Raw genomic sequence first — 19,735 nt, forward strand, 5'->3', positions numbered from 1 at the left:
CAGCCCGGTCACAGCCCTCGTCCTCACCGGTGTTTTGAGTCGGTTCCGGCATACGTCGTTCCTTAGACTCGATTCGTGACCACGAGCCAGACCGACCCGATGATCGGCCGTCTCATCGACGGCCGGTATCAGGTGCGCTCGCGGATCGCGCGCGGTGGCATGGCGACCGTATACCTGGCCACCGACCTCCGCCTCGAGCGCCGGGTCGCGATCAAGATCATGCACGGCCACCTGGCGGACGACTCCACGTTCAAGAGCCGCTTCGTGCAGGAGGCGCGCTCGGCCGCCAGGCTCGCGCATCCCAACGTCGTCAACGTCTTCGACCAGGGCCAGGACAGCGACATGGCCTACCTGGTCATGGAGTACCTGCCCGGCATCACGCTGCGCGACCTGCTCAAGGACTACGGCAAGCTCACCCCCGAGCAGACGATCGACATCATGGAGGCCGTGCTCTCGGGCCTCGCCGCCGCGCACAAGGCGGGCATCGTCCACCGCGACCTCAAGCCCGAGAACGTGCTGCTCGCCGACGACGGCCGCATCAAGATCGGCGACTTCGGTCTCGCGCGCGCCGCCTCCGCCAACACGGCAACCGGGCAGGCGCTGCTCGGCACCATCGCCTACCTCTCCCCCGAGCTCGTCACCCGCGGCATCGCCGACGCCCGCAGCGACATCTACGCGCTCGGCATCATGATGTACGAGATGCTGACCGGCCAGCAGCCCTTCCAGGGCGAGCAGCCGATGCAGATCGCCTACCAGCACGCCAACGACGCCGTACCGTCGCCGAGCGCCAAGAACCCGGCGGTGCCGCCCGAGCTCGACGAGCTCGTGCTGTGGGCGACCGAGAAGGACCCGGACCGCCGCCCGCGCGACGCCCGCGAAATGCTCGACCGCCTGCTCGAGGCCGAGAAGTCGATCCGCGGAGAGGCCGTGCTGCAACCCACGATGGTGCTGCCGCCGGCGTTCGACGTGGATGCGGGCGACACGCAGATCATCAACCCGGCCATCCGGCAGCAGGTCGCTTCCAGCACCCCCGCCGCGACCGACACCCTGACGAAGGCCGCCGCCAAACGCCGCTCGAAGGGCTGGTGGCTGTTCGCGCTGGTCATCCTCCTCGCGGGCGTCGCCGCCGGCACGGGCTGGTACTTCGGCGCCGGCCCTGGGTCGCTGGTCGCCGTCCCGAACGTCGTCAACAGCGCTCCGGATGCGGCGACCGCGCAGCTCACCAAGCTCGGCTTCAAGGCCGCGCAGGCCCCGGAGTACAGCGTCACGGTCGCGAAGGGCCTCGTCTCGAGCACCGACCCCGAGGCGGGCGTGCCCGCCGGGCGCGGCAGCACGGTCACGCTGCGTATCTCGCAAGGGCCGAAGCCCGTCGACATCCCCGCGCTCGCGGGCCTCACGACGGACGCGGCCAAGAGCGCCATCACCGCGGTCGGCGCGAAGGTCGGCGACGTCACGCCGCAATTTGACGCGAAGGTGCCCGCAGACACGGTGATCTCCGCCACCCGTGCCGACAACGGCGCCGACATCTCCGGCGGCGGCTCCTACTTCGAGGCCGCCGCGGTCAACCTCGTCGTCTCGGCGGGCGCCATCCCGGACGTGGCGGGCAAGTCGGTCGACGACGCCAACACCATTCTGAGCAAGGTGGGGCTACACACGGCCGCCGGCCCCGAGAGCTACAGCGACACGGTCGACAAGGGCGACGTCATCTCGGCCAAGCCGCAGAACGACCCGGTGCGCCCGGGCGACACCCTGCTGCTCGAGACGTCGAAGGGCCCCGAGCCGGTGACGGTGCCGGATGTCGTGGGGAAGACGTGGGCCGAGGCGAAGAAGACGTTGACCGACGCCGGCTTCACGCTCGACTACAACAAGTTCGCCGACCTGGGCCCCGGCCTGGCGGTCGTCTCGAAGATCTCACCCGCTGCCGGGACTCAGCAGCCGAAGGGCTCGAAGATCACCGTCAACTTCGCCGGCTTCTAGCCGACGAGGGGACGCAACACGCCGTTACGCGCTCGCGATAACGGCGTGTTGCGTCCCCTCGATGCTGCTGGGGCCGCGCGCGTCAGGCGGCGGACAGCTCCTCGGCGACCAGGAACGCCAGCTCCAGCGACTGCTGGTGGTTCAGGCGCGGGTCACACAGCGACTCGTAGCGGGTGGCCAGCGTCTCCTCGTCGATGTGCTCGGAGCCGCCCAGGCACTCGGTCACGTCGTCGCCGGTGAGCTCCACGTGGATGCCGCCCGGGTTGGTGCCGGCGGCGCGGTGCGCCTCGAAGAAGCCCTTCACCTCGTCGACGATGTCGTCGAAGCGGCGGGTCTTGTAGCCGTTCGGCGTCGTGAGGCCGTTGCCGTGCATCGGGTCGGTGACCCACAGCGGCTTGGCGTCGGAGCGTTTGATCGCCTCGAGCAGCGGAGGAAGCGCATCCCGGATCTTGCCGGCGCCCATGCGCGTGATGAACGTCAGACGGCCCGGCTCGCGCTCGGGGTCGAGCTTGTCGATGAGCCGGAGCATGTCGTCGCGCGAGGTCGTCGGGCCGAGCTTGACGCCGATCGGGTTGCGCACGCGCGACAGGAAGTCGACGTGCGCGCCGTCGAGCTCGCGCGTCCGCTCGCCGATCCAGACGAAGTGCGCCGACGTGTTGTACGGCGTGCCCGTGCGGGAGTCGATGCGGGTCATCGGGCGCTCGTAGTCCATGAGCAACGCCTCGTGGCTGGAGTAGAACTCGACCCGGGTGAGCTCGTCGAAGTCGGCGCCCGCCGCCTCCATGAACTTGATGGCGCGGTCGATCTCGCGGGCCAGGCCCTCGTAGCGCTGGTTGGCCGGGTTCGCGGCGAAGCCCTTGTTCCAGCTGTGCACCTGACGCAGGTCGGCGAAGCCACCCTGGGTGAACGCGCGGATGAGGTTCAGCGTGGACGCGGCGGTGTGGTACCCCTGCACCAGTCGGCGCGGGTCGGCCTGTCGCGACTCCGGCGTGAAGTCGTAGCCGTTGACGATGTCGCCGCGGTACGCGGGCAGAGTGACGCCGTTGCGCGTCTCGCTGTCGCTGGAGCGCGGCTTGGCGAACTGCCCGGCCATGCGGCCCATCTTGATGACCGGCACGGACGCGCCGTAGGTCAGCACGACGGCCATCTGCAGCACCGTCTTGACGCGGTTGCGGATCTGGTCGGCGGTCGCTCCGGCGAAGGTCTCGGCGCAGTCGCCGCCCTGCAGCAGGAACGCCTCACCGGACGCGGCGCGCGCGAGCCGGGTGCGCAGCTGGTCCACCTCGCCGGCGAACACGAGCGGCGGCAGGGTCGCGATCTCCGCGGACGCGGCGGCGGCGGCCTCGCGGTCCGGCCACTCCGGCTGCTGCTTGATCGGCAGGGTGCGCCAATAGTCCAGGCCCTCGATCACGGACTCGTCTGGTCGCACGACGGGCTCTGTGGTCTGTAGCACTGGTCTTCCGCTCACTCGGTGTGGATGGGGAATCCGAGCCTATCGCGAATGGCGGGGCGCCCGTCCTACTGTGACAGCGTCGCCCGCTTCTCCTTGACCGTGGTGGCGTAGACGTCGACGTACTCCTGGGCGCCGAGCCGCTGCAGTTCGTACATGATCTCGTCGGTGACCGAGCGCAGGATGAAGCGGTCCCCCTCCATCCCGTCGAACCGGGAGAAGTCGAGCGGCTTCCCGACGATGATGCCGATGCGGCCGATCTTCGGGAGGCGCGTCCCGATCGGCATGATCTTGGCCGTGTCCACCATGGCCACCGGGACGACGGGGACGCCGGCCTCCAGGATCATGCGGGCCACGCCGGTCCGGCCGCGGTACAGCTTGCCGTCGGGGCTGCGTGTGCCCTCGGGGTAGATGCCCAGGATCTCGCCGCGCGCCAGCACCTTGAGCCCGGTGTTGAGGGATGCCTCCGAGGCCTTTCCTCCCGAGCGGTCGATGGGGAGTTGGCCGGTGGCGTTCATGAACGCCTTGGTCGCCCATCCCTTGAGCCCGCGGCGCGTGAAGTAGTCGCTCTTCGCGAGGAAGGACACGTGCCGGTCCACCTCGAGGGGCAGGAAGATCGAGTCGATGAACGACAGGTGGTTGCTCGCCAGAATGACGGCGCCCTCGCCGGGGATGTTCTCGAGGCCGACGACCCACGGCCGGAAGATGCCGCGCAGCAGCGGGCCCACGACCACGTACTTCATCAGCCAGTAGAACATCGAACCGAAGCCTATCCCCCGCGTCGGCTCAGAGCGAGGATGCGTGCAGCCGCGCCAGGTCCGCGGCGCCGACCACGCCGGCGTCGTTCACCAGCTCGGCGATCACGAACTCCGGCTCGGGGTGGAACCCGCGCGCCGGCAGGTTCTCGAGATAGGCCTGGCGGATCGGCTCCAGCAGCAGCTCCCCGGCCTGGGCGACGCCGCCGCCGAAGACGAACAGCTGCGGGTCGAGGATGGCGCCGAGACTCGCGCAGGCCTGGCCGAGCCAGTCGCCCAGCTGGCGCAGCGCGGCGAGCGCGCCGGGGTCGCCCGCGGTGATAAGGGCGCTGATGTCGTGGCCGGTCAGGGCGCCGGTCCGGGCGCGGACGTCCGCGAGGCCCTGGCCGATGCCGCCCGCGTCGGCGAGCTCGTTGGCCAGGCGCTGCAGCGCGCGTCCCGATCCGTACTGCTCGATGCAGCCGTGGGCGCCGCAGCCGCAGGGCAGGCCGCCGGGGACGACGCGCATGTGGCCGATCTCGGCGCCCGCCCCGAAGCCGCCGCGGAACAGCCGGTCGTTGCTGACGATCGCGCCGCCGACGCCGGTTCCGATGGTGAGGATGACCATGTCGGAGGCCAGGCGTCCGGCGCCGTACCGGAACTCGGCCCAGCCCGCGGCGTTGGCGTCGTTCTCGATGAGGACCGGGAGGTCGATCCGCTTCTCCAGCTTCTCGCGGAAGGGCTCGTGCCGCCAGTTGATGTTCGGCGCGTAGTAGACGGTGGACTGCGCAGCGTCGATGAAGCCCGCGGCCGCGACGCCGGCGCCCGCGATCTCCTCCGGGCCGTCGGACAGCCGCTCGATCATCTCGACGACGGCGTTCTCGATCTGCTCCGGACGGCTCGCGTCGGTGGGCACGCGGTCTTCGCGCACGATCACGCCGAGGTCGTCGACGACGGCTCCCGCGATCTTGGTCCCGCCGATGTCGATGCCGATGGCGTGCACGTGTGGCCTTCCTGGGGTGCGGGGGTTGGGGGTGGCACCGGGTCGCAGAAGGCTCCCGGCCAAACCATCTAGAGTGTAATCAACCCATGAGGCTGAAGCCATTCGGCCGAACGTCCGCCGCCGGTATCGAGGGAGCTACCGTGAATCTGTTCGAAACCCCCGCACTCGTCCCCGCCGACCCGGAGGCCAACGCCACCGACCTGCTCGTGCAGCGCGTGGCGGAGACCCCCGACCAGCCGCTGTTCAGCCTGCCCGACGGAGCAGGGTGGAAGGACGTGTCGGCCGCGGAGTTCCACCGGCAGGTGATCGCACTGGCGAAGGGCCTCGTCGCGGCGGGCATCCAGCCCGGCGACAAGATCGGGCTCATGTCGAAGACCCGGTACGAGTGGACGCTGATCGACTTCGCGACCTGGTTCGCCGGCGCCGTGCTCGTCCCCATCTACGAGACCTCCTCCCCCACGCAGATCCAGTGGAACATGTCCGACTCCGGCGCCATCGCGGTATTCCTCGAGACGGCCGAGATGCACGCGCGCTTCGACGAGGTGCACCCGGAGCTCCCGCTCATCGGGACCGTCTGGCAGCTGCACCTCGGCGACCTGGACAAGCTGGCCGCCGCCGGCCGCGACGTCCCGGACGAGGAGATCGAGCGCCGCCGCAACCTGGCGAAGGGCTCCGACATCGGCACGCTCATCTACACGTCGGGTTCGACCGGGCGGCCGAAGGGATGCGTCCTCACCCACTCCAACTTCGTCGAGCTGTCGCGCAACTCGGCCGAGGCGCTGAAGGAGGTCGTGCAGCAGCCGGGCGGAGCATCCACTCTGCTGTTCATCACGACCGCGCACGTGTTCGCGCGCTTCATCGCCGTACTGTGCGTGACCGGTGGCGTGAAGGTAGGCCACCAAGCGGACACCAAGCAGCTCCTGCCCGCGCTGGCGAGCTTCAAGCCGACCTTCCTGCTGGCCGTTCCGCGTGTATTCGAGAAGGTCTACAACTCGGCCGAGCAGAAGGCCGAGACCGGTGGACGCGGCAAGATCTTCCGCGCGGCGGCCGACGTCGCCGTCGCGCACTCCAAGGCGGTCGAGGCCGGCTCGGTGCCGTTCGGGCTCAAGCTGAAGTTCGCGCTGTACGACCGCCTGGTGTTCTCGAAGCTGCGCGCCGCGATGGGAGGCCGGGTGAAGTTCGCGGTGTCGGGATCCGCCCCGCTCGGCTCGCACCTCGGGCACTTCTACCACAGCCTCGGCATCAAGATCCTCGAGGGCTACGGCCTGACCGAGACGACCGCTCCCGCGACCGTGAACCGGCCCGACATGTTCAAGATCGGCACGGTGGGCCCGGCACTCCCCGGAGTGGACCTGCGCCTCGCCGAGGACGGCGAGATCCAGGTGCGCGGCATCAACGTCTTCAAGGAGTACTGGAAGAACCCGGAGGCGACCGCCGCCGCGTTCGACGACGGCTGGTTCAAGACCGGTGACCTCGGCTCGTTCGACGCCGACGGGTACCTGACGATCACCGGCCGCAAGAAGGAGATCATCGTCACCGCCGGCGGCAAGAACGTCTCGCCCGCGGCGCTGGAGGACCCCATCCGCTCCAACCCGCTGGTCAGCCAGGTGATCGTGGTCGGCGACCAGAAGCCGTTCATCTCGGCGCTCATCACGCTCGACACCGAGATGCTGCCGACCTGGCTCGCGAACAACGGCGAGGACAAGGACATGACCCTCGCCGAGGCGTCCGTCAACCCGGCCGTGCACGCCGAGATCCAACGCGCCATCGACCAGGCGAACGCGGGCGTCTCGCGCGCCGAGAGCATCCGCAAGTTCGTCGTGCTCGCCACGGAGCTGACCGAGGCGAGCGGCCACCTGACGCCCAAGCTGAGCATCAAGCGCAACGTCATCCTGGCCGACTTCGCCGACGTCGTCGACGGCATCTACAGCGACAACCCCAGCACGCAGGGCTTCTCGCTCGCGCACTGAGGCCCGCCCTCGTTTGTACATCGCGCTCTTGCGATTGTACAATTCGGGTATGGATGCCGTCAGCGCCGCAGAAGCACGCAACCACCTCGCCGATGTGATCGAGCGCGCCTCCCACGGCCCGATCGCCATCGAGCGGCGGGGCGAGCGCGCCGCCGTCATCGTCAGCCCACAGCAGTACGACCGGCTGATGGAGGCGCTGGAAGACATCGAGGACGCCGCGGCGTTCGACGCCGCCCTGGCCGAAGAGGGCGAGAACATCCCCTGGGACCAGGTGAAGGCCGACCTCGGTCTCGCATGAGCTACCGGATCGAGCTGCGGCCCGCCGCCGCACGCGCCCTCCGCAAGGTCGACCGTCAGCACCTCCCCCGATTGCAGGGCGCCATCGCGCTCCTCGGGCAGGCCCCGCGGCCGCCCGGGGCTACGGCCTTACGCGGCCGGCCAGGCTTCCGCGTTCGGGTCGGCGACTACCGCATCCTGTACACGATCGAGGATGATGTGCTGCTGGTCGTCGTCATCGACCTCGGGCACCGTCGCGAGGTGTACCGCTAGACCTCGTCGCGCCAGGAGTGGGTGGGGGCGTAGCCGAGGACGCGGCGGGCCTTGTCGATCGACAGCAGGGTGTCGTTCACGCCGAGGTCGCGCTTCAGCGGGACGCCCGGGAAGACCTCGGCCACGAGCTCCGCGTTGGGGCGGGTCATGACGGTGTCCGCGGCGGCGATGATGAAGCGGTCGAAGCCGGTCGTGTCCCATTCGAGGGCGCGGCGGATCGCCTGAGCGCCGTCGCGGGCGTCGATGTAGCCCCACAGATTCCACTTGCGGGCGCGCGGGTCGTCGTCGAAGGACGGGAAGGCCGCGTAGTCCTCCGGGTCCATGACGTTGGAGAACCGGAGCGCCACGATCTTGAGCGCCGGGTCCCAGCGGACCAGCTCGATCGCCATCTGCTCCTCGAGGTGCTTCACCAGCGAGTACGTGCTCTCCGGGCGCGCCGGGTAGTCCTCATCCACCGGGATGTACGGCGGCGGCACATCGAACGGCAGGCCCAGGACGGTCTCGCTCGACGCGTACACCACGTTGCGGATGCCCGCCCGCCGCGCGGCCTGGAAGACGTTGTAGGTGACCCGGATGTTGTTGTGGAAGGTCGCCACGTCGCTCAGGATGCCCGGCGCAGGAATGGCGGCGAGGTGCACGATCGCGTCGAAGCCGTCGTGCTGGTCGTTGACCCCGAGGATGGCGTCGAGCGTCTGGCCGTAATCGGTCAGGTCGACCCGGACGAAACCGGGCCCGCGCTCCCCCGTCGCATCGAGGGAGACGACGTGGTCCCCGTTCTTCCGCAGCTCGCGCACCACCGTGCGTCCGAGCTTGCCCGATCCTCCAGTGACCGCAATCCGCATATGGCCATCCTAGGCGCGGCGAAGCTGACCGGCGGACCCGTCGTGGATCAGCTGCTGCGCTCGCTGGTGGGAGACGCCGAGCACGACGCCGATCTCGCGGACGGTGTAGCCCTGAGCCTTGAGGCTCCGCGCGATCTCGCGACTCATACCCATCGCGCGAGCCTCTTGATCTTCCAGCTCGGCTCTCAGATGGCGCAATTCGTCGATCTCCCGATCCACCTCGGGCGTGATGGACGCCACGACGTGCACCTCGACCGACGACTCGGGAACTCCCGCGACCCAGGCGATGGCCTCACGCTGGGCGGCCTGTACTTCATTCAAGCGCTTCACCTGAGAGATGGCCCCCGGCACCTCGTCGCATTGCGCGACCCACCAGGAGCCGGCGCGCTCAGCATGAGACGTGTACGTCGTCATCGCCACCACCCTTTTCCCAACTCGCTCGCGAACTGATCCCAGAACTTCTTCGCGGCCTGATCGGGCATCTCGGAATGCCGACCGATGGTGCTTCGCGTACCGCCGACGATCACGCCTGTATGGTTCGTGAGTTCGACTTCGCGATACTCCAAGCCCGCTTGTCGTGCCGCCGTCTTCAGTCGCCTGAGGACAGCGGCTTTCTTCATTCGCTCAGTCTAGGGAGCTAGACACCAACTGTCTAGGGCGGCTAGACGGCTCAGAACCAGTCGGACTCGCGCACCTGCTTCATCGCCTCGCGGCGGCTCTCCTTGTCGAGCCGGTCGAGGTAGAGCGTGCCGTCGAGGTGGTCGGTCTCGTGCTGGAGCGCCTGCGCGAGCACGCCGGTGCCGGCGACCTCGATCGGGTTGCCGTCGAGGTCGACGCCGGTCACGCGGGCGTACGGGTAGCGCAGCGTCTTGAACCAGAGGCCCGGGACGGAGAGGCAGCCCTCGTCCATCAGCTCAGGCTCCCCCGACACCTCGGCCAGGACGGGGTTGATGACGTAGCCGACCTGGCCGTCCACGTTGTAGCTGAACGCGCGCTCGTTGACGCCGATCTGCGGGGCGGCGACGCCGGCGCGGCCGGGCGGCAGAACGCTGTCGACCAGGTCCTCGACCAGACCCCGGACGCCTTCGTCGATGTCGCCGATCGGCTCCGACGGGGTCTTCAGCACGGGGTCGCCGAACAGGCGGATCTGGCGTTCGGTCACAGGTACTCCTCGAAACGGCGGGATGGGTCGGGGTCAGTCGCGCTCGGCAGGCAGGCCCTCCACCACGAGGGCGGCCAGGGTGCGGGCGGAGAGGCGCGTCAGCGGCTTGAGGTCCTTCCACGACACCACGGAGCCGGCGGCCAGCTGCGGGTCGTACGGGACGCGCACGATCTCTCGGACGCGCGACCGGAAGTGCGCCTCGATCTCCTCCAGCTTGACCAGGTTGGTGGCGTGCGTGGCGGTGTTGAGGGCGACGACGGCGTTGCGGACGAGGTCGCCGTAGCCGTTCGCCTCCAGCCAGGTCAGCGTCTCGGACGCCAGGCGCGCCTCGTCGACGCTGCCGCCGGAGACGATGACGAGCGAGTCGGCGCGCTGCAGGGTGGCCCGCATGACCGAGTGGACGATGCCGGTGCCGCAGTCCGTCAGCACGATCGAGTAGAACCGGGCGGAGAGGTCGGCGACGACGTTGTAGTCGTTCTCGTCGAACGCCTCCGAGAGCATCGGGTCGGTGTCGGACGCCAGGATGTCGAGCCGCGTCTCGTCGCGCGAGACGAGCGTGGAGAAGTCGGTGAACCCGCCGATGCTCGCGGCCTTGTGCACCACGTCCCGGACCGTCGAGCGCGTCTGCCGCGGCACACGCTCGGACAGCGTCCCGCGGTCGGGGTTCGCGTCGATCGCGATGATGCGGTCCTCGCGGGCAGAGGCGAGCGCCATCCCGAGCAGCGTGGTCACGGTGGTCTTGCCGACGCCGCCCTTGCGCGTGAGCACGGGCACGAACCGCGCGCCGCCCTCCAGCTGCTTCTGGATGCGGTGGTCGAGCTCCTTGCGGGCGCGCACCTTGGCGGAGTCGCCGAGGTTCACGGTGCGGAACGTCACGTTGTAGACGAAGCGCTGCCACGGACCCTCGGGGCCGGGACGCGTCTTGCGGTTGACCTCGAGGAGGCGGTCGGCGGTCAGCATGGCGGCCGGCTCGGGCTGGACCGAGTGCTCGCCGCGCAGGCGATCCCGTCGGGAGCCTGCGAACGGCTCCGACGCGGGGAGCGGCGTGACGGGGTCGCCGTCGGCGGGCTCCGGCGCGGTCGCGAGCCGCGACGCGACGATCGCGACCGACATGGTCGTCGGCTCGCTCGGCGATGCCACGAAGCCCGGGTCGACCGGGACGTCGTCGATCGCGACGGCCGCCTCGTCCTCCGGCACCTCGTGCGGCTGCGCCGGCGGAAGGTCGACGGCGATGCTGAGGTTCGCGTCGACGTCGAGCGACGGCAGCGGCTCGAACGCGGGAGCAGGCGTCAGCTCGTCGTCGGCCGGCACCAGATCGCGCGCGGGGCGCTCCTCCGGCTGACCGGCATCATGACTCTCGGCCACGTCGTCGCATTCTCCTTCTGCCGCGGGTGGGTCCCGCGACTCGTCATTGTAGGCCGTCGACCCGCTCAGGCGGGCTGGATGACAACGATGAGGTCACCCGCGTCCACCTGCTGGGTCTTCGGGATGGCGAGCCGTTCGATCGTGCCGGCGATCGGGGTCGTGATCGCGGCCTCCATCTTCATCGCCTCGATGGAGGCGACCGCCTGGCCCGCCGCGACCTGGTCGCCGACCGCGACCTGCAGCGTGACGACGCCCGAGAACGGCGCGGCGATGTGGCCCGGCTTCGCCGAATCCGCCTTCTCGGCCGCCTTCGACTCGACCGTGATGCTGCGATCGCGCACGAACACCGGCCGCAATTGGCCGTTGAGCGTGGTCATGACCGTGCGCATGCCCTTCTCGTCGGCCTCGCCGATGGCCTCGAGCCCCAGGTAGAGGCGGACGCCGCGGCTGAACTCGATGACGTGCTCGCTGCCCTGCTTGAGGCCGTACAGGTAGTCGAGCGAGTCGACCACCGAGAGGTCGCCGAAGAGCTCGCGCATCTGCTCGTAGATGCGGGTCGGCGCCGGGAAGAGCAGGCGGTTGAGGGTCGCCCGGCGCTCCTCGCTCGACCCTTCGAGCGCGGAGGCGTCGTCGGCGGAGAGGTCTTCCACTCCGACCTTGACCGTCTTGCCCGCCAGCACCTTCGTGCGGAAGGGCTCCGGCCAGCCGCCCGGCAGCTCCCCGAGCTCGCCGGCCATGAAGCCGACCACCGAGTCCGGGATGTCGTAGTTCTGCGGGTTCTCGGCGAAGTCGTCGGGGTCGGCCTTCACCGCGGCGAGGTGCAGCGCGAGGTCGCCGACGACCTTGGACGACGGCGTCACCTTCGGGATGCGGCCCAGGATGCGGTTCGCGGCCGCGTACATGTCCTCGACGAGCTCGAAGTCCTCTGCGAGACCCAGCGCCTTCGCCTGCTGGCGCAGGTTGGAGAGCTGGCCGCCGGGGATCTCGTGCTTGTACACGCGGCCCGTGGGGCCGGGCAGGCCCGACTCGAACGGACGGTAGACCTGGCGCACGGCCTCCCAGTACGGCTCGAGGTCTTCGACCGCGGAGAGCGAGATGCCGGTGTCGCGCTCGGTGTGCGCGAGGGCGGCGACGAGGGCGGAAGCGCTCGGCTGGCTGGTGGTGCCGGCCATCGGGGCGCTCGCCACATCCACCGCGTCCGCGCCGGCCCGCGAGGCCGCGAGCAGCGTGCCGAGCTGGCCGCCCGGGGTGTCGTGGGTGTGGACGTGCACCGGGAGGTCGAACCGCTCGCGGAACGCGGCGACCAGCTTCTCGGCGGCCGCCGGGCGGAGCAGGCCCGCCATGTCCTTGATCGCGAGGATGTGCGCTCCCGACTCGACGATCTGCTCCGCGAGGCGGAGGTAGTAGTCGAGCGTGTAGAGGTCTTCGGCCGGATCGAGCAGGTCGCCGGTGTAGCAGACGGCGACCTCGGCGATCGACGTGCCGGTGGCGAGCACCGACTCGATCGCCGGGCGCATCTGCGACACGTCGTTGAGCGCGTCGAAGATGCGGAAGATGTCCACACCGGTCGCCGCGGCCTCACGCACGAAGGCGTCGGTCACCTGCGTCGGGTACGGCGTGTACCCGACGGTGTTGCGGCCGCGGAGCAGCATCTGGATGTTGATGTTCGGCAGCGCCTCGCGCAGCGTGGCCAGGCGCTCCCACGGGTCCTCGCCGAGGAAGCGGAGGGCGACGTCGTAGGTCGCGCCTCCCCAGGCCTCGACCGACAGCAGCTCGGGTGTCATGCGCGCCACGTACGGCGCGACCGCGACGAGGTCGCGGGTGCGGACGCGAGTGGCGAGCAGCGACTGGTGGGCGTCGCGGAACGTCGTCTCGGTGACCGCGAGCGCCTTCTGGGCGCGCAGCGCCTCGGCGAAGCCCTTCGGGCCCAGCTCGAGAAGACGCTGGCGCGAGCCGGCGGGCGCCGGGGCGCTCAGGTCGATGTGCGGCAGCTTCTCGACCGGGTCGGCCGTCTGCGGACGCGGGCCGTTCGGCTGGTTGACGGTGACGTCGGCGAGCCAGTTGAGCACCTTGGTGCCGCGGTCCTTCGACGCGCGGCCGCGGAACAGCTCCGGGCGCTCCTCGATGAACGAGGTGGAGACGTTGCCGGCGATGAAGTCCGGGTCCTCCATCACGGCCTGCAGGAACGGGATGTTCGTGGCGACGCCGCGGACGCGGAACTCGGCCAGCGCGCGGCGGGCGCGCAGCACGGCGGCCGGGAAGTCGCGGCCGCGCGTGATGAGCTTCGCGAGCATCGAGTCGAAGTGCGGGCTGATCTGGGCGCCCGGGTTGATCGTGCCGCCGTCGAGACGGATGCCGGCGCCACCGGGAGAGCGGTAGGTCGTGATCTTGCCGGTGTCGGGGCGGAAGCCGGCGGTCGGGTCCTCGGTCGTGATGCGGCACTGCAGGGCGGCGCCGCGCATCTGGACGCTGTCCTGGCTGAGGCCGAGGTCGGCCAGGGTCTCCCCCGCTGCGATGCGGATCTGCGACTGCACGAGGTCGACGTCGGTGATCTCCTCCGTGACCGTGTGCTCGACCTGGATGCGCGGGTTCATCTCGATGAAGACGTGCTGGCCGGCGCGCTCGCCCGCGGTGTCGAGCAGGAACTCGACCGTGCCCGCGTTCTCGTAGCCGATGGACTTCGCGAAGGCGATCGCGTCGCGGTACAGCGCCTGGCGGATGTCGTCGGAGAGGTTCGGCGCCGGCGCGATCTCGACCACCTTCTGGTGGCGGCGCTGGACCGAGCAGTCGCGCTCGAAGAGGTGGATGGTGTTCCCGGCGCCGTCGGCGAGGATCTGCACCTCGATGTGACGCGGACGCAGTACCGCCTGCTCCAGGAACATGGTGGGGTCGCCGAACGCACTGTCGGCCTCGCGCATGGCCTCTTCGAGGGCCGGGCGCAGCTCCTCCTTGGTCGCCACACGGCGCATGCCGCGTCCGCCGCCACCGGCGACCGCCTTGGCGAAGATGGGGAAGCCGATCGCGTCCGCTCCGGCCAGCAGCTCGTCGATGTCGCGCGACGGCGGGGTCGACTTGAGCACGGGGACGCCCGCGGCGATGGCGTGCTCCTTGGCGGTCACCTTGTTGCCGGCCATCTCCAGCACCTCGGCGCGCGGGCCGATGAAGGCGATGCCGGCCGCGCGGGCGGCGTCGGCGAGCTCCGGGTTCTCGGAGAGGAATCCGTAGCCCGGGTAGATCGCGTCGGCGCCGGACTCCTGCGCGACGCGGATGATCTCCGCGACGTCGAGGTAGGCGCGGACCGGGTGTCCGGGCTCGCCGATCTGGTACGCCTCGTCCGCCTTCAGCCGGTGCATGGAGTTGCGATCCTCGTACGGGAACACGGCGACGGTCTGGGCGCCCAGCTCATATGCGGCCCGGAAGGCCCGGATGGCGATTTCACCGCGGTTGGCAACGAGGATCTTTCGGAACATGGGGACCTTTCGAGCAGGGGTGATCACCACACAGCAAACGGTTAGGTTCTCTAAGACTAGTGAAGGTAACGTGGCTCTCGTGCACGTACTCAGCGTTAGCTCCCTCAAGGGCGGTGTCGGGAAGACCACTGTGACGCTCGGTCTGGCGTCCGCGGCGTTCGCCAAAGGGCTGCGCACGCTGGTCGTCGACCTCGACCCGCAGTCCGATGTCTCCACCGGCATGGACATCCAGGTCGCCGGTCACCTCAACGTCGCCGACGTGCTCGCCTCCCCCAAGGAGAAGATCGTGCGCGCCGCGATCGCGCCGTCCGGCTGGACGAAGGGCCGCTCCGGCACGATCGACGTCATGATCGGCAGCCCGTCCGCCATCAACTTCGACGGCCCGCACCCGAGCATCCGCGACATCTGGAAGCTCGAGGAGGCGCTGGCCAACGTCGAGCACGACTATGAGTTGGTGCTGATCGACTGCGCGCCGTCGCTCAACGCGCTGACCCGCACGGCCTGGGCCGCGAGCGACCGCGTCGCCGTGGTGACCGAGCCGGGCCTGTTCTCGGTTGCCGCCGCCGACCGCGCGCTGCGCGCGATCGAGGAGATCCGCCGCGGGCTGTCGCCGCGCCTCCAGCCGCTCGGCATCATCGTCAACCGCGCGCGCGTCCAGTCGCTGGAGCACCAGTTCCGCATCAAGGAGCTGCGCGACATGTTCGGCCCGCTCGTGCTCTCCCCCAGCTGCCGGAGCGCACCTCGCTGCAGCAGGCGCAGGGTGCGGCGAAGCCGCTGCACGTGTGGCCCGGCGAGAGCGCGCAGGAGATGGCGCACAACTTCGACCTGCTGCTGGAGCGCGTGCTCCGCACCGCGCGCCTCGGCGAGTACGCGACCGCTCAGTCCTGAGCTCTGCCTCCCGCCGGTCAGTTGCTCGTAGATGCCGCTGCGCGCGGCGTGTCGACAGCAACAACGAGCAACTGACGAGAGTCAGTTTGCGGGTGGCGCGCGGTCAGGAGGCGCGGGTGCGCGCGGCGCGGCGAGCGGCGAGCTCGTCCATGGCGTCGGCCTGGGTGTCGAGCTCGACCAGGCTGGTCTCCACCTCGCGGAGGACCTTGCCGACCGCGATGCCGAAGACGCCCTGGCCACGGCTGACGAGGTCGATGACCTCGTCGTTGGACGTGCAGAGATACACGCTCGCGCCGTCGCTCATCAGTGTGGTCTGCGCGAGGTCGTTCACGCCGGACTCGCGGAGCTGGTTGACGGCGGTGCGAATCTGCTGCAGCGAGATGCCGGTGTCGAGCAGGCGCTTCACGAGCTTCAGCACGAGGATGTCGCGGAAACCGTAGAGGCGCTGCGAGCCGGAGCCGGCGGCGCCGCGGACGGTCGGCTCGACCAGGCCCGTCCGGGCCCAGTAGTCGAGCTGACGGTAGGAGATGCCGGCCGCGCGGGCGGCGACCGCACCGCGGTAGCCGTTCACGTCGTCCATCTCGGGCAGGCCGTCGGTGAAGAGCAGGCCCAGGTCGTAGCGTGAGGCGCCGTCGTCACGACTCAGTTCGCTCATGAAGATCGCCTCTCACCCGGGTAGTGGATCGCGCGCCGCAACCGCGTCGCTTCATCCACGGTACCCATGCGGACGTCGCCGGGCAACGACATCCGTCGTTTCTGCGTCGGCGTGTCGGTCGGGACGGCCGCGGTCACGGTCGCAGCCGCGCGATGGACGAGCGGATGATGCTGCCGCGCACCACGTCGAGCTGCGCCGCGATCTCGCGGGCGAGCTCCGCCGTCCGGGCCTTCGCGGTCGCGTCGTTCCGCCGCGCGATCGGCACCAGGGCTGTCTCGATCAGGCCGATCTCGCGCTCCGCCGCCGCCCGGAAACCGCGCAGATGCCGGGGCTCGATGCCGTTTCGGCGCAGCTCGACCAGGGCGCGGAGCACCGTCAGCGCCTCGTCTCCGTAGGAGTCGGAGGCCGGGATCAGGGACGCGCTCACCGCGTCCTGCAGGAGCTCGGCGTCGGCTCCCGCCTCGCGGAGGAGGTCGTCACGCCGGTAGCGCCGCGACCCGCCGAGGATCGAGCCCGCGGGCGCGGTGCCGGGGAACGCCGGGTCGAGGCCTGCGTCGAGGTCGGCGAAGTACTTCTTGATGACCTTGAGCGGGAGGTAGTGGTCGCGCTGCATGGCGAGCACCGCACGCAGCCGCTCGACGTCGAGGGTGGAGAACTTCCGGTACCCGGAGGCCGTGCGGGCGGGCGAGACCAGCCCGCGCTCCTCGAGGAAGCGCAGCTTGGACGACGACAGGTCCGGGAACTCGGGGCTGAGGCGAGCGAGGACCTGGCCGATGCTGAGCAGGGCCGGTGCGTCTCCGGCGGCCCGCTGGGCCGGCCGGGCCACTAGCCGTTCGCCGCTGCGGCGAGGTCGTGGCGCGACGCGTAGAACGTGAGGCGGAACTTGCCGATCTGGACCTCGGCCGAGTCGGCGAGCAGCGCGCTCTCGATGCGGACGCCGTCGTAGTACGTGCCGTTGAGCGAGCCCAGGTCGCGGACCTCGAACGAGGTGCCGCGGCGCGTGAACTCCGCATGACGGCGCGACACGGTCACGTCGTCGAGGAAGATGTCGGCGTTGGGGTGGCGGCCCGCGGTGGTCACGTCGGCGTCGAGGAGGAACCGCGCCCCGGCGTTCGGACCGCGGCGGACGATGAGCAGCGCCGAGCCGGACGGCAGGGCGGCGATGGCCTCCTGCTCCTCCGGCGACACCTCGCCCGAGGGGTACATCTTCGAGATGAACTCCTCGCCGAAGCGCGCGGTCGTGTCCTCGTTGCCCGCGGGATCGCGCAGGGGGCCCCGGGCGTCGTCGTCGGCTCCGCCGGCCGCAGCGTTCGGGTCAATGTTGTCAGGCACCGTCAACCTCCTTGCCGTCCAGCGTATCGGATCGCGCGCGCCTGTCATCGGCCGGAAGGCGGATCACGCGGGCGGTTTCGCGGATGTAGACCACTCCGGCCCACCAGTAGAGGAACGCGCCCCACAGGGCGAAGGCCCAGCCGAGGGGCAGGGAGAAGGGCGCGAGGGGCGCGTACGCCTCCCCCAGCATGAGCAGCGGAAGCGCCCAGAACAGGCAGAAAGTGGCCACCTTGCCGAGGTGGTGGACGGGGAGCGGACCGTAGCCGTGGTTCGCGAGGATGACGCCGAGGACGGCGAGCATCACATCCCGCGCGATGATCACCAGGAACAACCACCAGGGGATGACCTCGCGCCAGCACAGCCCGATCAGCGCGGCGAAGATGTAGAGCCGGTCGGCGGCGGGATCGAGCAGCTGGCCGAGCCGCGACACCTGATCGAGGCGCCGCGCGAGCCAGCCGTCGAGGAAATCGGTGACGCTCGAGACGACCAGGACGAGCAGGGCCAGGCCGTCCTCGCCGATGACGATCAGCCACAGGAAGACGGGCACGAGGGCGAGCCGGAAGAAGCTCAGCACGTTCGGGACCGTCCAGACGCGCGAGCTCACCACGACGCGTGCACCCTCCACGATCCGAGTCTAGTGAGCGCGTCCGTCAGTGCGGGCGCGGCGTCCAGGCGGCGAGCCGGTCGCGCAGCCCCATCGCGTCGTAGGGCGCGCGCACCTTCACGTCGTTGTCGAAGTAGGCGTAGACGTCGCGGCCACCCGCAAGCCACCCGCCGAGTTCGGCCGCCCAGCGGTCGAGGGACGCGTCGTCGTAGCCGCTGGTGTAGAGCTCTTCGTCGCCGTGGAGGCGGACGTAGGCGAAGTCCGGCGCCGTCAGCTCCCGGATGACCGGATAGCGCCCCGCGGTGTCGGCCAGCACGATCGCGACCCCGTGCTCGCGGGCGACCGCGGTGAACTCAGGGACGTCGAAGGAGGCGTGGCGCACCTCGACCGCGTGCCGCAGCGGCCGGTCGGCGTCCACGGCGGTGTGGGTGCGGTCCTCGTCGAGGGTCGCCTCCCCCGCCAGCACCGCGGCCTCGGCGGTGGTGCGCGGCAGCATCCGGAAGAAGGCGTCCACCTGCTCGGCGTCGAACTGGAGGGTCGGAGGCAGCTGCCACAGCAGCGGGCCGAGCTTCGGGCCGAGGGCCAGCACGCCGGACGCGAAGAAGTTGGCGACGGCGCCCCGCGCGTTCCTCAGGCGCAGGATGTGCGTGATGTACCGGCCGCCCTTGACGCTGAAGACGAACTCGTCCGGCGTGTTCTCGGCCCAGGTCCGGTAGCTGCTCGGACGCTGCAGCGAGTAGAAGCTGCCGTTGATCTCGATCGAGTCGAGCCGGTCGGAGGCGTACTCGAGCTCCAGCCGGTGCGGCAGCTTCGGCGGGTAGAACACCCCGCGCCAGGGCGCGTACGTCCAGCCCGAGATGCCGATGCGCGCGAGCGCCATCAACGGCCCCGGAGCTGGTCCAGCATGCGGCGCTCCCGCTTGGTCGGACGGCCGGCGCCGCGCTCGCGCGTGACGGTCGCGGGCGTCTCGGTGCGCGGCGGGGGCGGCGGCGTGCGGTCCTCGAAGCACTCGGCGGCCACAGCGGCGCTGACGCGCTTCACGATCAGACGCTTGGCGATGTAGATGCGCTCGGCCGTGCCCGTCCAGGCGCGCACCTCGTCGCCGACCTTCACCGGCTGCGCCGGCTTCGCCCGCTCGCCGTTCACCCGGAGGTGACCGGCCTTGCAGGCGTCCGAGGCTGCGGAGCGCGTCTTGTACAGCCGCACCGCCCAGGCCCAGGAGTCGACGCGGACGCTCGACGGGTCGGGCATCAGACCACCGCGGGCTCGGGCGTCGTCTCGTCGGCCAGCGACGCCTTCCACTTCACCAGGCTGCGCACCGTGCGGCTGCGGTCGTTCGCCAGCTTCTCCATCACGTCCGCCGGGACGAAGTAATTGACGGCCACCCAGCCCCGCACGGTCTCCGACCGGTCGTCGGCCAGCTCGCGCAGGATGTCGCAGGGCGTCGCCTCGTTCTTGGCCACGCAGCCGCGGACGCCTTCGTCGGCGTCGCGCGCCAGAGTCCAGAACAGGTCCTCTGGCGTGTTGTAGCTGCTGGCCACCGCCTCACGGATCTTGGGGTTGGCGTCCGTCGCGAGCAGCCGCAGCCGCCGGACCTTGCTCTCGGTCACCTCCGGCGCGGGATGCAGCGCGGCGGCCTCCTCGGGCGTGAGCATCGCCGGCCGGCTGTTCCGCATGGCCTGACGCTGGGCGGGGGTGTTGAACCGGATGCACGACATATCCCCACCGTAGCCC

General features: G+C 70.2%; 20 protein-coding genes and 1 pseudogene. 5 read left to right on the top strand and 16 right to left on the bottom strand.

Annotated features, from left to right (window positions below):
* Window positions 1-75 precede the first annotated feature (75 nt).
* On the top strand, window positions 76-1,977 hold the full coding sequence (gene pknB, locus ACRAWB_RS18670; RefSeq protein ID WP_431354712.1) for a Stk1 family PASTA domain-containing Ser/Thr kinase: 1,902 nt from the start codon (window positions 76-78) through the stop codon (window positions 1,975-1,977).
* A gap of 82 nt (window positions 1,978-2,059) precedes the next feature.
* Here the strand turns inward: pknB and ACRAWB_RS18675 are convergent, their stop codons facing one another.
* The 3 genes from ACRAWB_RS18675 to ACRAWB_RS18685 all read right to left on the bottom strand — a co-directional run bounded on the left by ACRAWB_RS18675 (window position 2,060) and on the right by ACRAWB_RS18685 (window position 5,164).
* A complete protein-coding gene (locus ACRAWB_RS18675; protein ID WP_431354814.1) occupies window positions 2,060-3,388 on the bottom strand; it encodes a class II 3-deoxy-7-phosphoheptulonate synthase in 1,329 nt (442 codons plus the stop codon).
* A gap of 107 nt (window positions 3,389-3,495) precedes the next feature.
* Complete coding sequence (locus tag ACRAWB_RS18680; protein WP_431354713.1) at window positions 3,496-4,185, bottom strand: lysophospholipid acyltransferase family protein; 690 nt, start codon at window positions 4,183-4,185, stop codon at window positions 3,496-3,498.
* Between the two features lie 28 nt (window positions 4,186-4,213).
* Entirely contained in the window at window positions 4,214-5,164 is a 951-nt protein-coding gene (locus ACRAWB_RS18685) for an ROK family glucokinase (protein WP_431354714.1), read from the bottom strand.
* Window positions 5,165-5,304: 140 nt separating this feature from the next.
* Between ACRAWB_RS18685 and ACRAWB_RS18690 the strand changes: the two genes are divergently transcribed.
* From ACRAWB_RS18690 to ACRAWB_RS18700, 3 genes are read left to right on the top strand one after another with little or no spacing between them, the layout of a single operon-like run.
* Entirely contained in the window at window positions 5,305-7,134 is a 1,830-nt protein-coding gene (locus tag ACRAWB_RS18690; protein WP_431354715.1) for an AMP-dependent synthetase/ligase, read from the top strand.
* Window positions 7,135-7,183: 49 nt separating this feature from the next.
* Window positions 7,184-7,432, top strand: coding sequence for a type II toxin-antitoxin system Phd/YefM family antitoxin (locus ACRAWB_RS18695; RefSeq protein ID WP_431354716.1), 249 nt, complete (start codon window positions 7,184-7,186; stop codon window positions 7,430-7,432).
* Entirely contained in the window at window positions 7,429-7,683 is a 255-nt protein-coding gene (locus tag ACRAWB_RS18700) for a type II toxin-antitoxin system RelE family toxin (RefSeq protein WP_431354717.1), read from the top strand. Before ACRAWB_RS18695 ends, ACRAWB_RS18700 begins: the two co-directional genes overlap by 4 nt.
* Here the strand turns inward: ACRAWB_RS18700 and ACRAWB_RS18705 are convergent.
* From ACRAWB_RS18705 to ACRAWB_RS18730, 6 genes are all read right to left on the bottom strand, one after another.
* Entirely contained in the window at window positions 7,680-8,525 is an 846-nt protein-coding gene (locus ACRAWB_RS18705) for an NAD-dependent epimerase/dehydratase family protein (protein WP_431354718.1), read from the bottom strand. The two genes, ACRAWB_RS18700 and ACRAWB_RS18705, sit on opposite strands and share 4 nt — an antisense overlap.
* A gap of 9 nt (window positions 8,526-8,534) precedes the next feature.
* Window positions 8,535-8,939 carry a hypothetical protein gene (locus ACRAWB_RS18710; RefSeq protein ID WP_431354719.1) on the bottom strand — a complete coding sequence of 135 codons (405 nt, stop codon included), beginning with the start codon at window positions 8,937-8,939 and terminating at the stop codon, window positions 8,535-8,537.
* Entirely contained in the window at window positions 8,936-9,145 is a 210-nt protein-coding gene (locus tag ACRAWB_RS18715) for a ribonuclease PH (protein WP_431354720.1), read from the bottom strand. Before ACRAWB_RS18715 ends, ACRAWB_RS18710 begins: the two co-directional genes overlap by 4 nt.
* Before the next feature lie 50 nt (window positions 9,146-9,195).
* Window positions 9,196-9,687, bottom strand: a complete 492-nt coding sequence (def, locus tag ACRAWB_RS18720; RefSeq protein WP_431354721.1) for a peptide deformylase — start codon at window positions 9,685-9,687, stop codon at window positions 9,196-9,198.
* Window positions 9,688-9,720: 33 nt separating this feature from the next.
* Window positions 9,721-11,052 (bottom strand): AAA family ATPase, encoded by a 1,332-nt coding sequence (locus ACRAWB_RS18725; protein ID WP_431354722.1) that lies wholly within the window; start codon window positions 11,050-11,052, stop codon window positions 9,721-9,723.
* Window positions 11,053-11,117: 65 nt separating this feature from the next.
* Entirely contained in the window at window positions 11,118-14,522 is a 3,405-nt protein-coding gene (locus tag ACRAWB_RS18730; RefSeq protein ID WP_431354723.1) for a pyruvate carboxylase, read from the bottom strand.
* Window positions 14,523-14,601: 79 nt separating this feature from the next.
* Here ACRAWB_RS18730 and ACRAWB_RS18735 point away from each other — a divergent pair.
* A pseudogene (locus ACRAWB_RS18735) lies at window positions 14,602-15,410 on the top strand (ParA family protein).
* Between the two features lie 103 nt (window positions 15,411-15,513).
* Here the strand turns inward: ACRAWB_RS18735 and ACRAWB_RS18740 are convergent.
* From ACRAWB_RS18740 to ACRAWB_RS18770, 7 genes are all read right to left on the bottom strand, one after another.
* The gene (locus tag ACRAWB_RS18740; RefSeq protein WP_431354724.1) at window positions 15,514-16,065 is read right to left on the bottom strand and encodes a MerR family transcriptional regulator; all 552 of its coding nucleotides are present in this window, start codon (window positions 16,063-16,065) and stop codon (window positions 15,514-15,516) included.
* 133 nt (window positions 16,066-16,198) lie between these two features.
* A complete protein-coding gene (gene ftsR, locus ACRAWB_RS18745; RefSeq protein WP_363804759.1) occupies window positions 16,199-16,891 on the bottom strand; it encodes a transcriptional regulator FtsR in 693 nt (230 codons plus the stop codon).
* Window positions 16,891-17,397 (bottom strand): FHA domain-containing protein, encoded by a 507-nt coding sequence (locus ACRAWB_RS18750; RefSeq protein ID WP_431354725.1) that lies wholly within the window; start codon window positions 17,395-17,397, stop codon window positions 16,891-16,893. Before ACRAWB_RS18750 ends, ftsR begins: the two co-directional genes overlap by 1 nt.
* On the bottom strand, window positions 17,390-18,022 hold the full coding sequence (locus tag ACRAWB_RS18755) for a CDP-alcohol phosphatidyltransferase family protein (RefSeq protein ID WP_431354726.1): 633 nt from the start codon (window positions 18,020-18,022) through the stop codon (window positions 17,390-17,392). Before ACRAWB_RS18755 ends, ACRAWB_RS18750 begins: the two co-directional genes overlap by 8 nt.
* Window positions 18,023-18,047: 25 nt before the next feature.
* Complete coding sequence (locus ACRAWB_RS18760) at window positions 18,048-18,881, bottom strand: DUF72 domain-containing protein (RefSeq protein ID WP_431354727.1); 834 nt, start codon at window positions 18,879-18,881, stop codon at window positions 18,048-18,050.
* Window positions 18,881-19,252, bottom strand: a complete 372-nt coding sequence (locus ACRAWB_RS18765) for an RNA-binding S4 domain-containing protein (protein ID WP_431354728.1) — start codon at window positions 19,250-19,252, stop codon at window positions 18,881-18,883. The genes ACRAWB_RS18760 and ACRAWB_RS18765 overlap by 1 nt, the downstream gene beginning before the upstream one ends.
* Window positions 19,252-19,719 (bottom strand): hypothetical protein, encoded by a 468-nt coding sequence (locus ACRAWB_RS18770; RefSeq protein ID WP_431354729.1) that lies wholly within the window; start codon window positions 19,717-19,719, stop codon window positions 19,252-19,254. The genes ACRAWB_RS18765 and ACRAWB_RS18770 overlap by 1 nt, the downstream gene beginning before the upstream one ends.
* Window positions 19,720-19,735: the final 16 nt, after the last annotated feature.

The sequence above is a fragment of the Leifsonia poae genome, assembly GCF_050632865.1.
In the GTDB taxonomy this organism is placed as follows: Bacteria; Actinomycetota; Actinomycetes; order Actinomycetales; family Microbacteriaceae; genus Leifsonia; species Leifsonia poae_B.

What these genes read in the sequence shown, in the direction of transcription:
- ACRAWB_RS18740 (WP_431354724.1), bottom strand. Translation starts at nt 16,065, where the DNA reads ATGAGCGAACTGAGTCGTGACGACGGCGCCTCACGCTACGACCTGGGC.
- ACRAWB_RS18710 (WP_431354719.1), bottom strand. Translation starts at nt 8,939, where the DNA reads ATGACGACGTACACGTCTCATGCTGAGCGCGCCGGCTCCTGGTGGGTC.
- ACRAWB_RS18730 (WP_431354723.1), bottom strand. Translation starts at nt 14,522, where the DNA reads ATGTTCCGAAAGATCCTCGTTGCCAACCGCGGTGAAATCGCCATCCGG.
- ACRAWB_RS18760 (WP_431354727.1), bottom strand. Translation starts at nt 18,881, where the DNA reads ATGGCGCTCGCGCGCATCGGCATCTCGGGCTGGACGTACGCGCCCTGG.
- ACRAWB_RS18680 (WP_431354713.1), bottom strand. Translation starts at nt 4,185, where the DNA reads ATGTTCTACTGGCTGATGAAGTACGTGGTCGTGGGCCCGCTGCTGCGC.
- ACRAWB_RS18770 (WP_431354729.1), bottom strand. Translation starts at nt 19,719, where the DNA reads ATGTCGTGCATCCGGTTCAACACCCCCGCCCAGCGTCAGGCCATGCGG.
- ACRAWB_RS18700 (WP_431354717.1), top strand. Translation starts at nt 7,429, where the DNA reads ATGAGCTACCGGATCGAGCTGCGGCCCGCCGCCGCACGCGCCCTCCGC.
- ACRAWB_RS18765 (WP_431354728.1), bottom strand. Translation starts at nt 19,252, where the DNA reads ATGCCCGACCCGTCGAGCGTCCGCGTCGACTCCTGGGCCTGGGCGGTG.
- ACRAWB_RS18715 (WP_431354720.1), bottom strand. Translation starts at nt 9,145, where the DNA reads ATGAAGAAAGCCGCTGTCCTCAGGCGACTGAAGACGGCGGCACGACAA.
- ACRAWB_RS18695 (WP_431354716.1), top strand. Translation starts at nt 7,184, where the DNA reads ATGGATGCCGTCAGCGCCGCAGAAGCACGCAACCACCTCGCCGATGTG.
- ACRAWB_RS18705 (WP_431354718.1), bottom strand. Translation starts at nt 8,525, where the DNA reads ATGCGGATTGCGGTCACTGGAGGATCGGGCAAGCTCGGACGCACGGTG.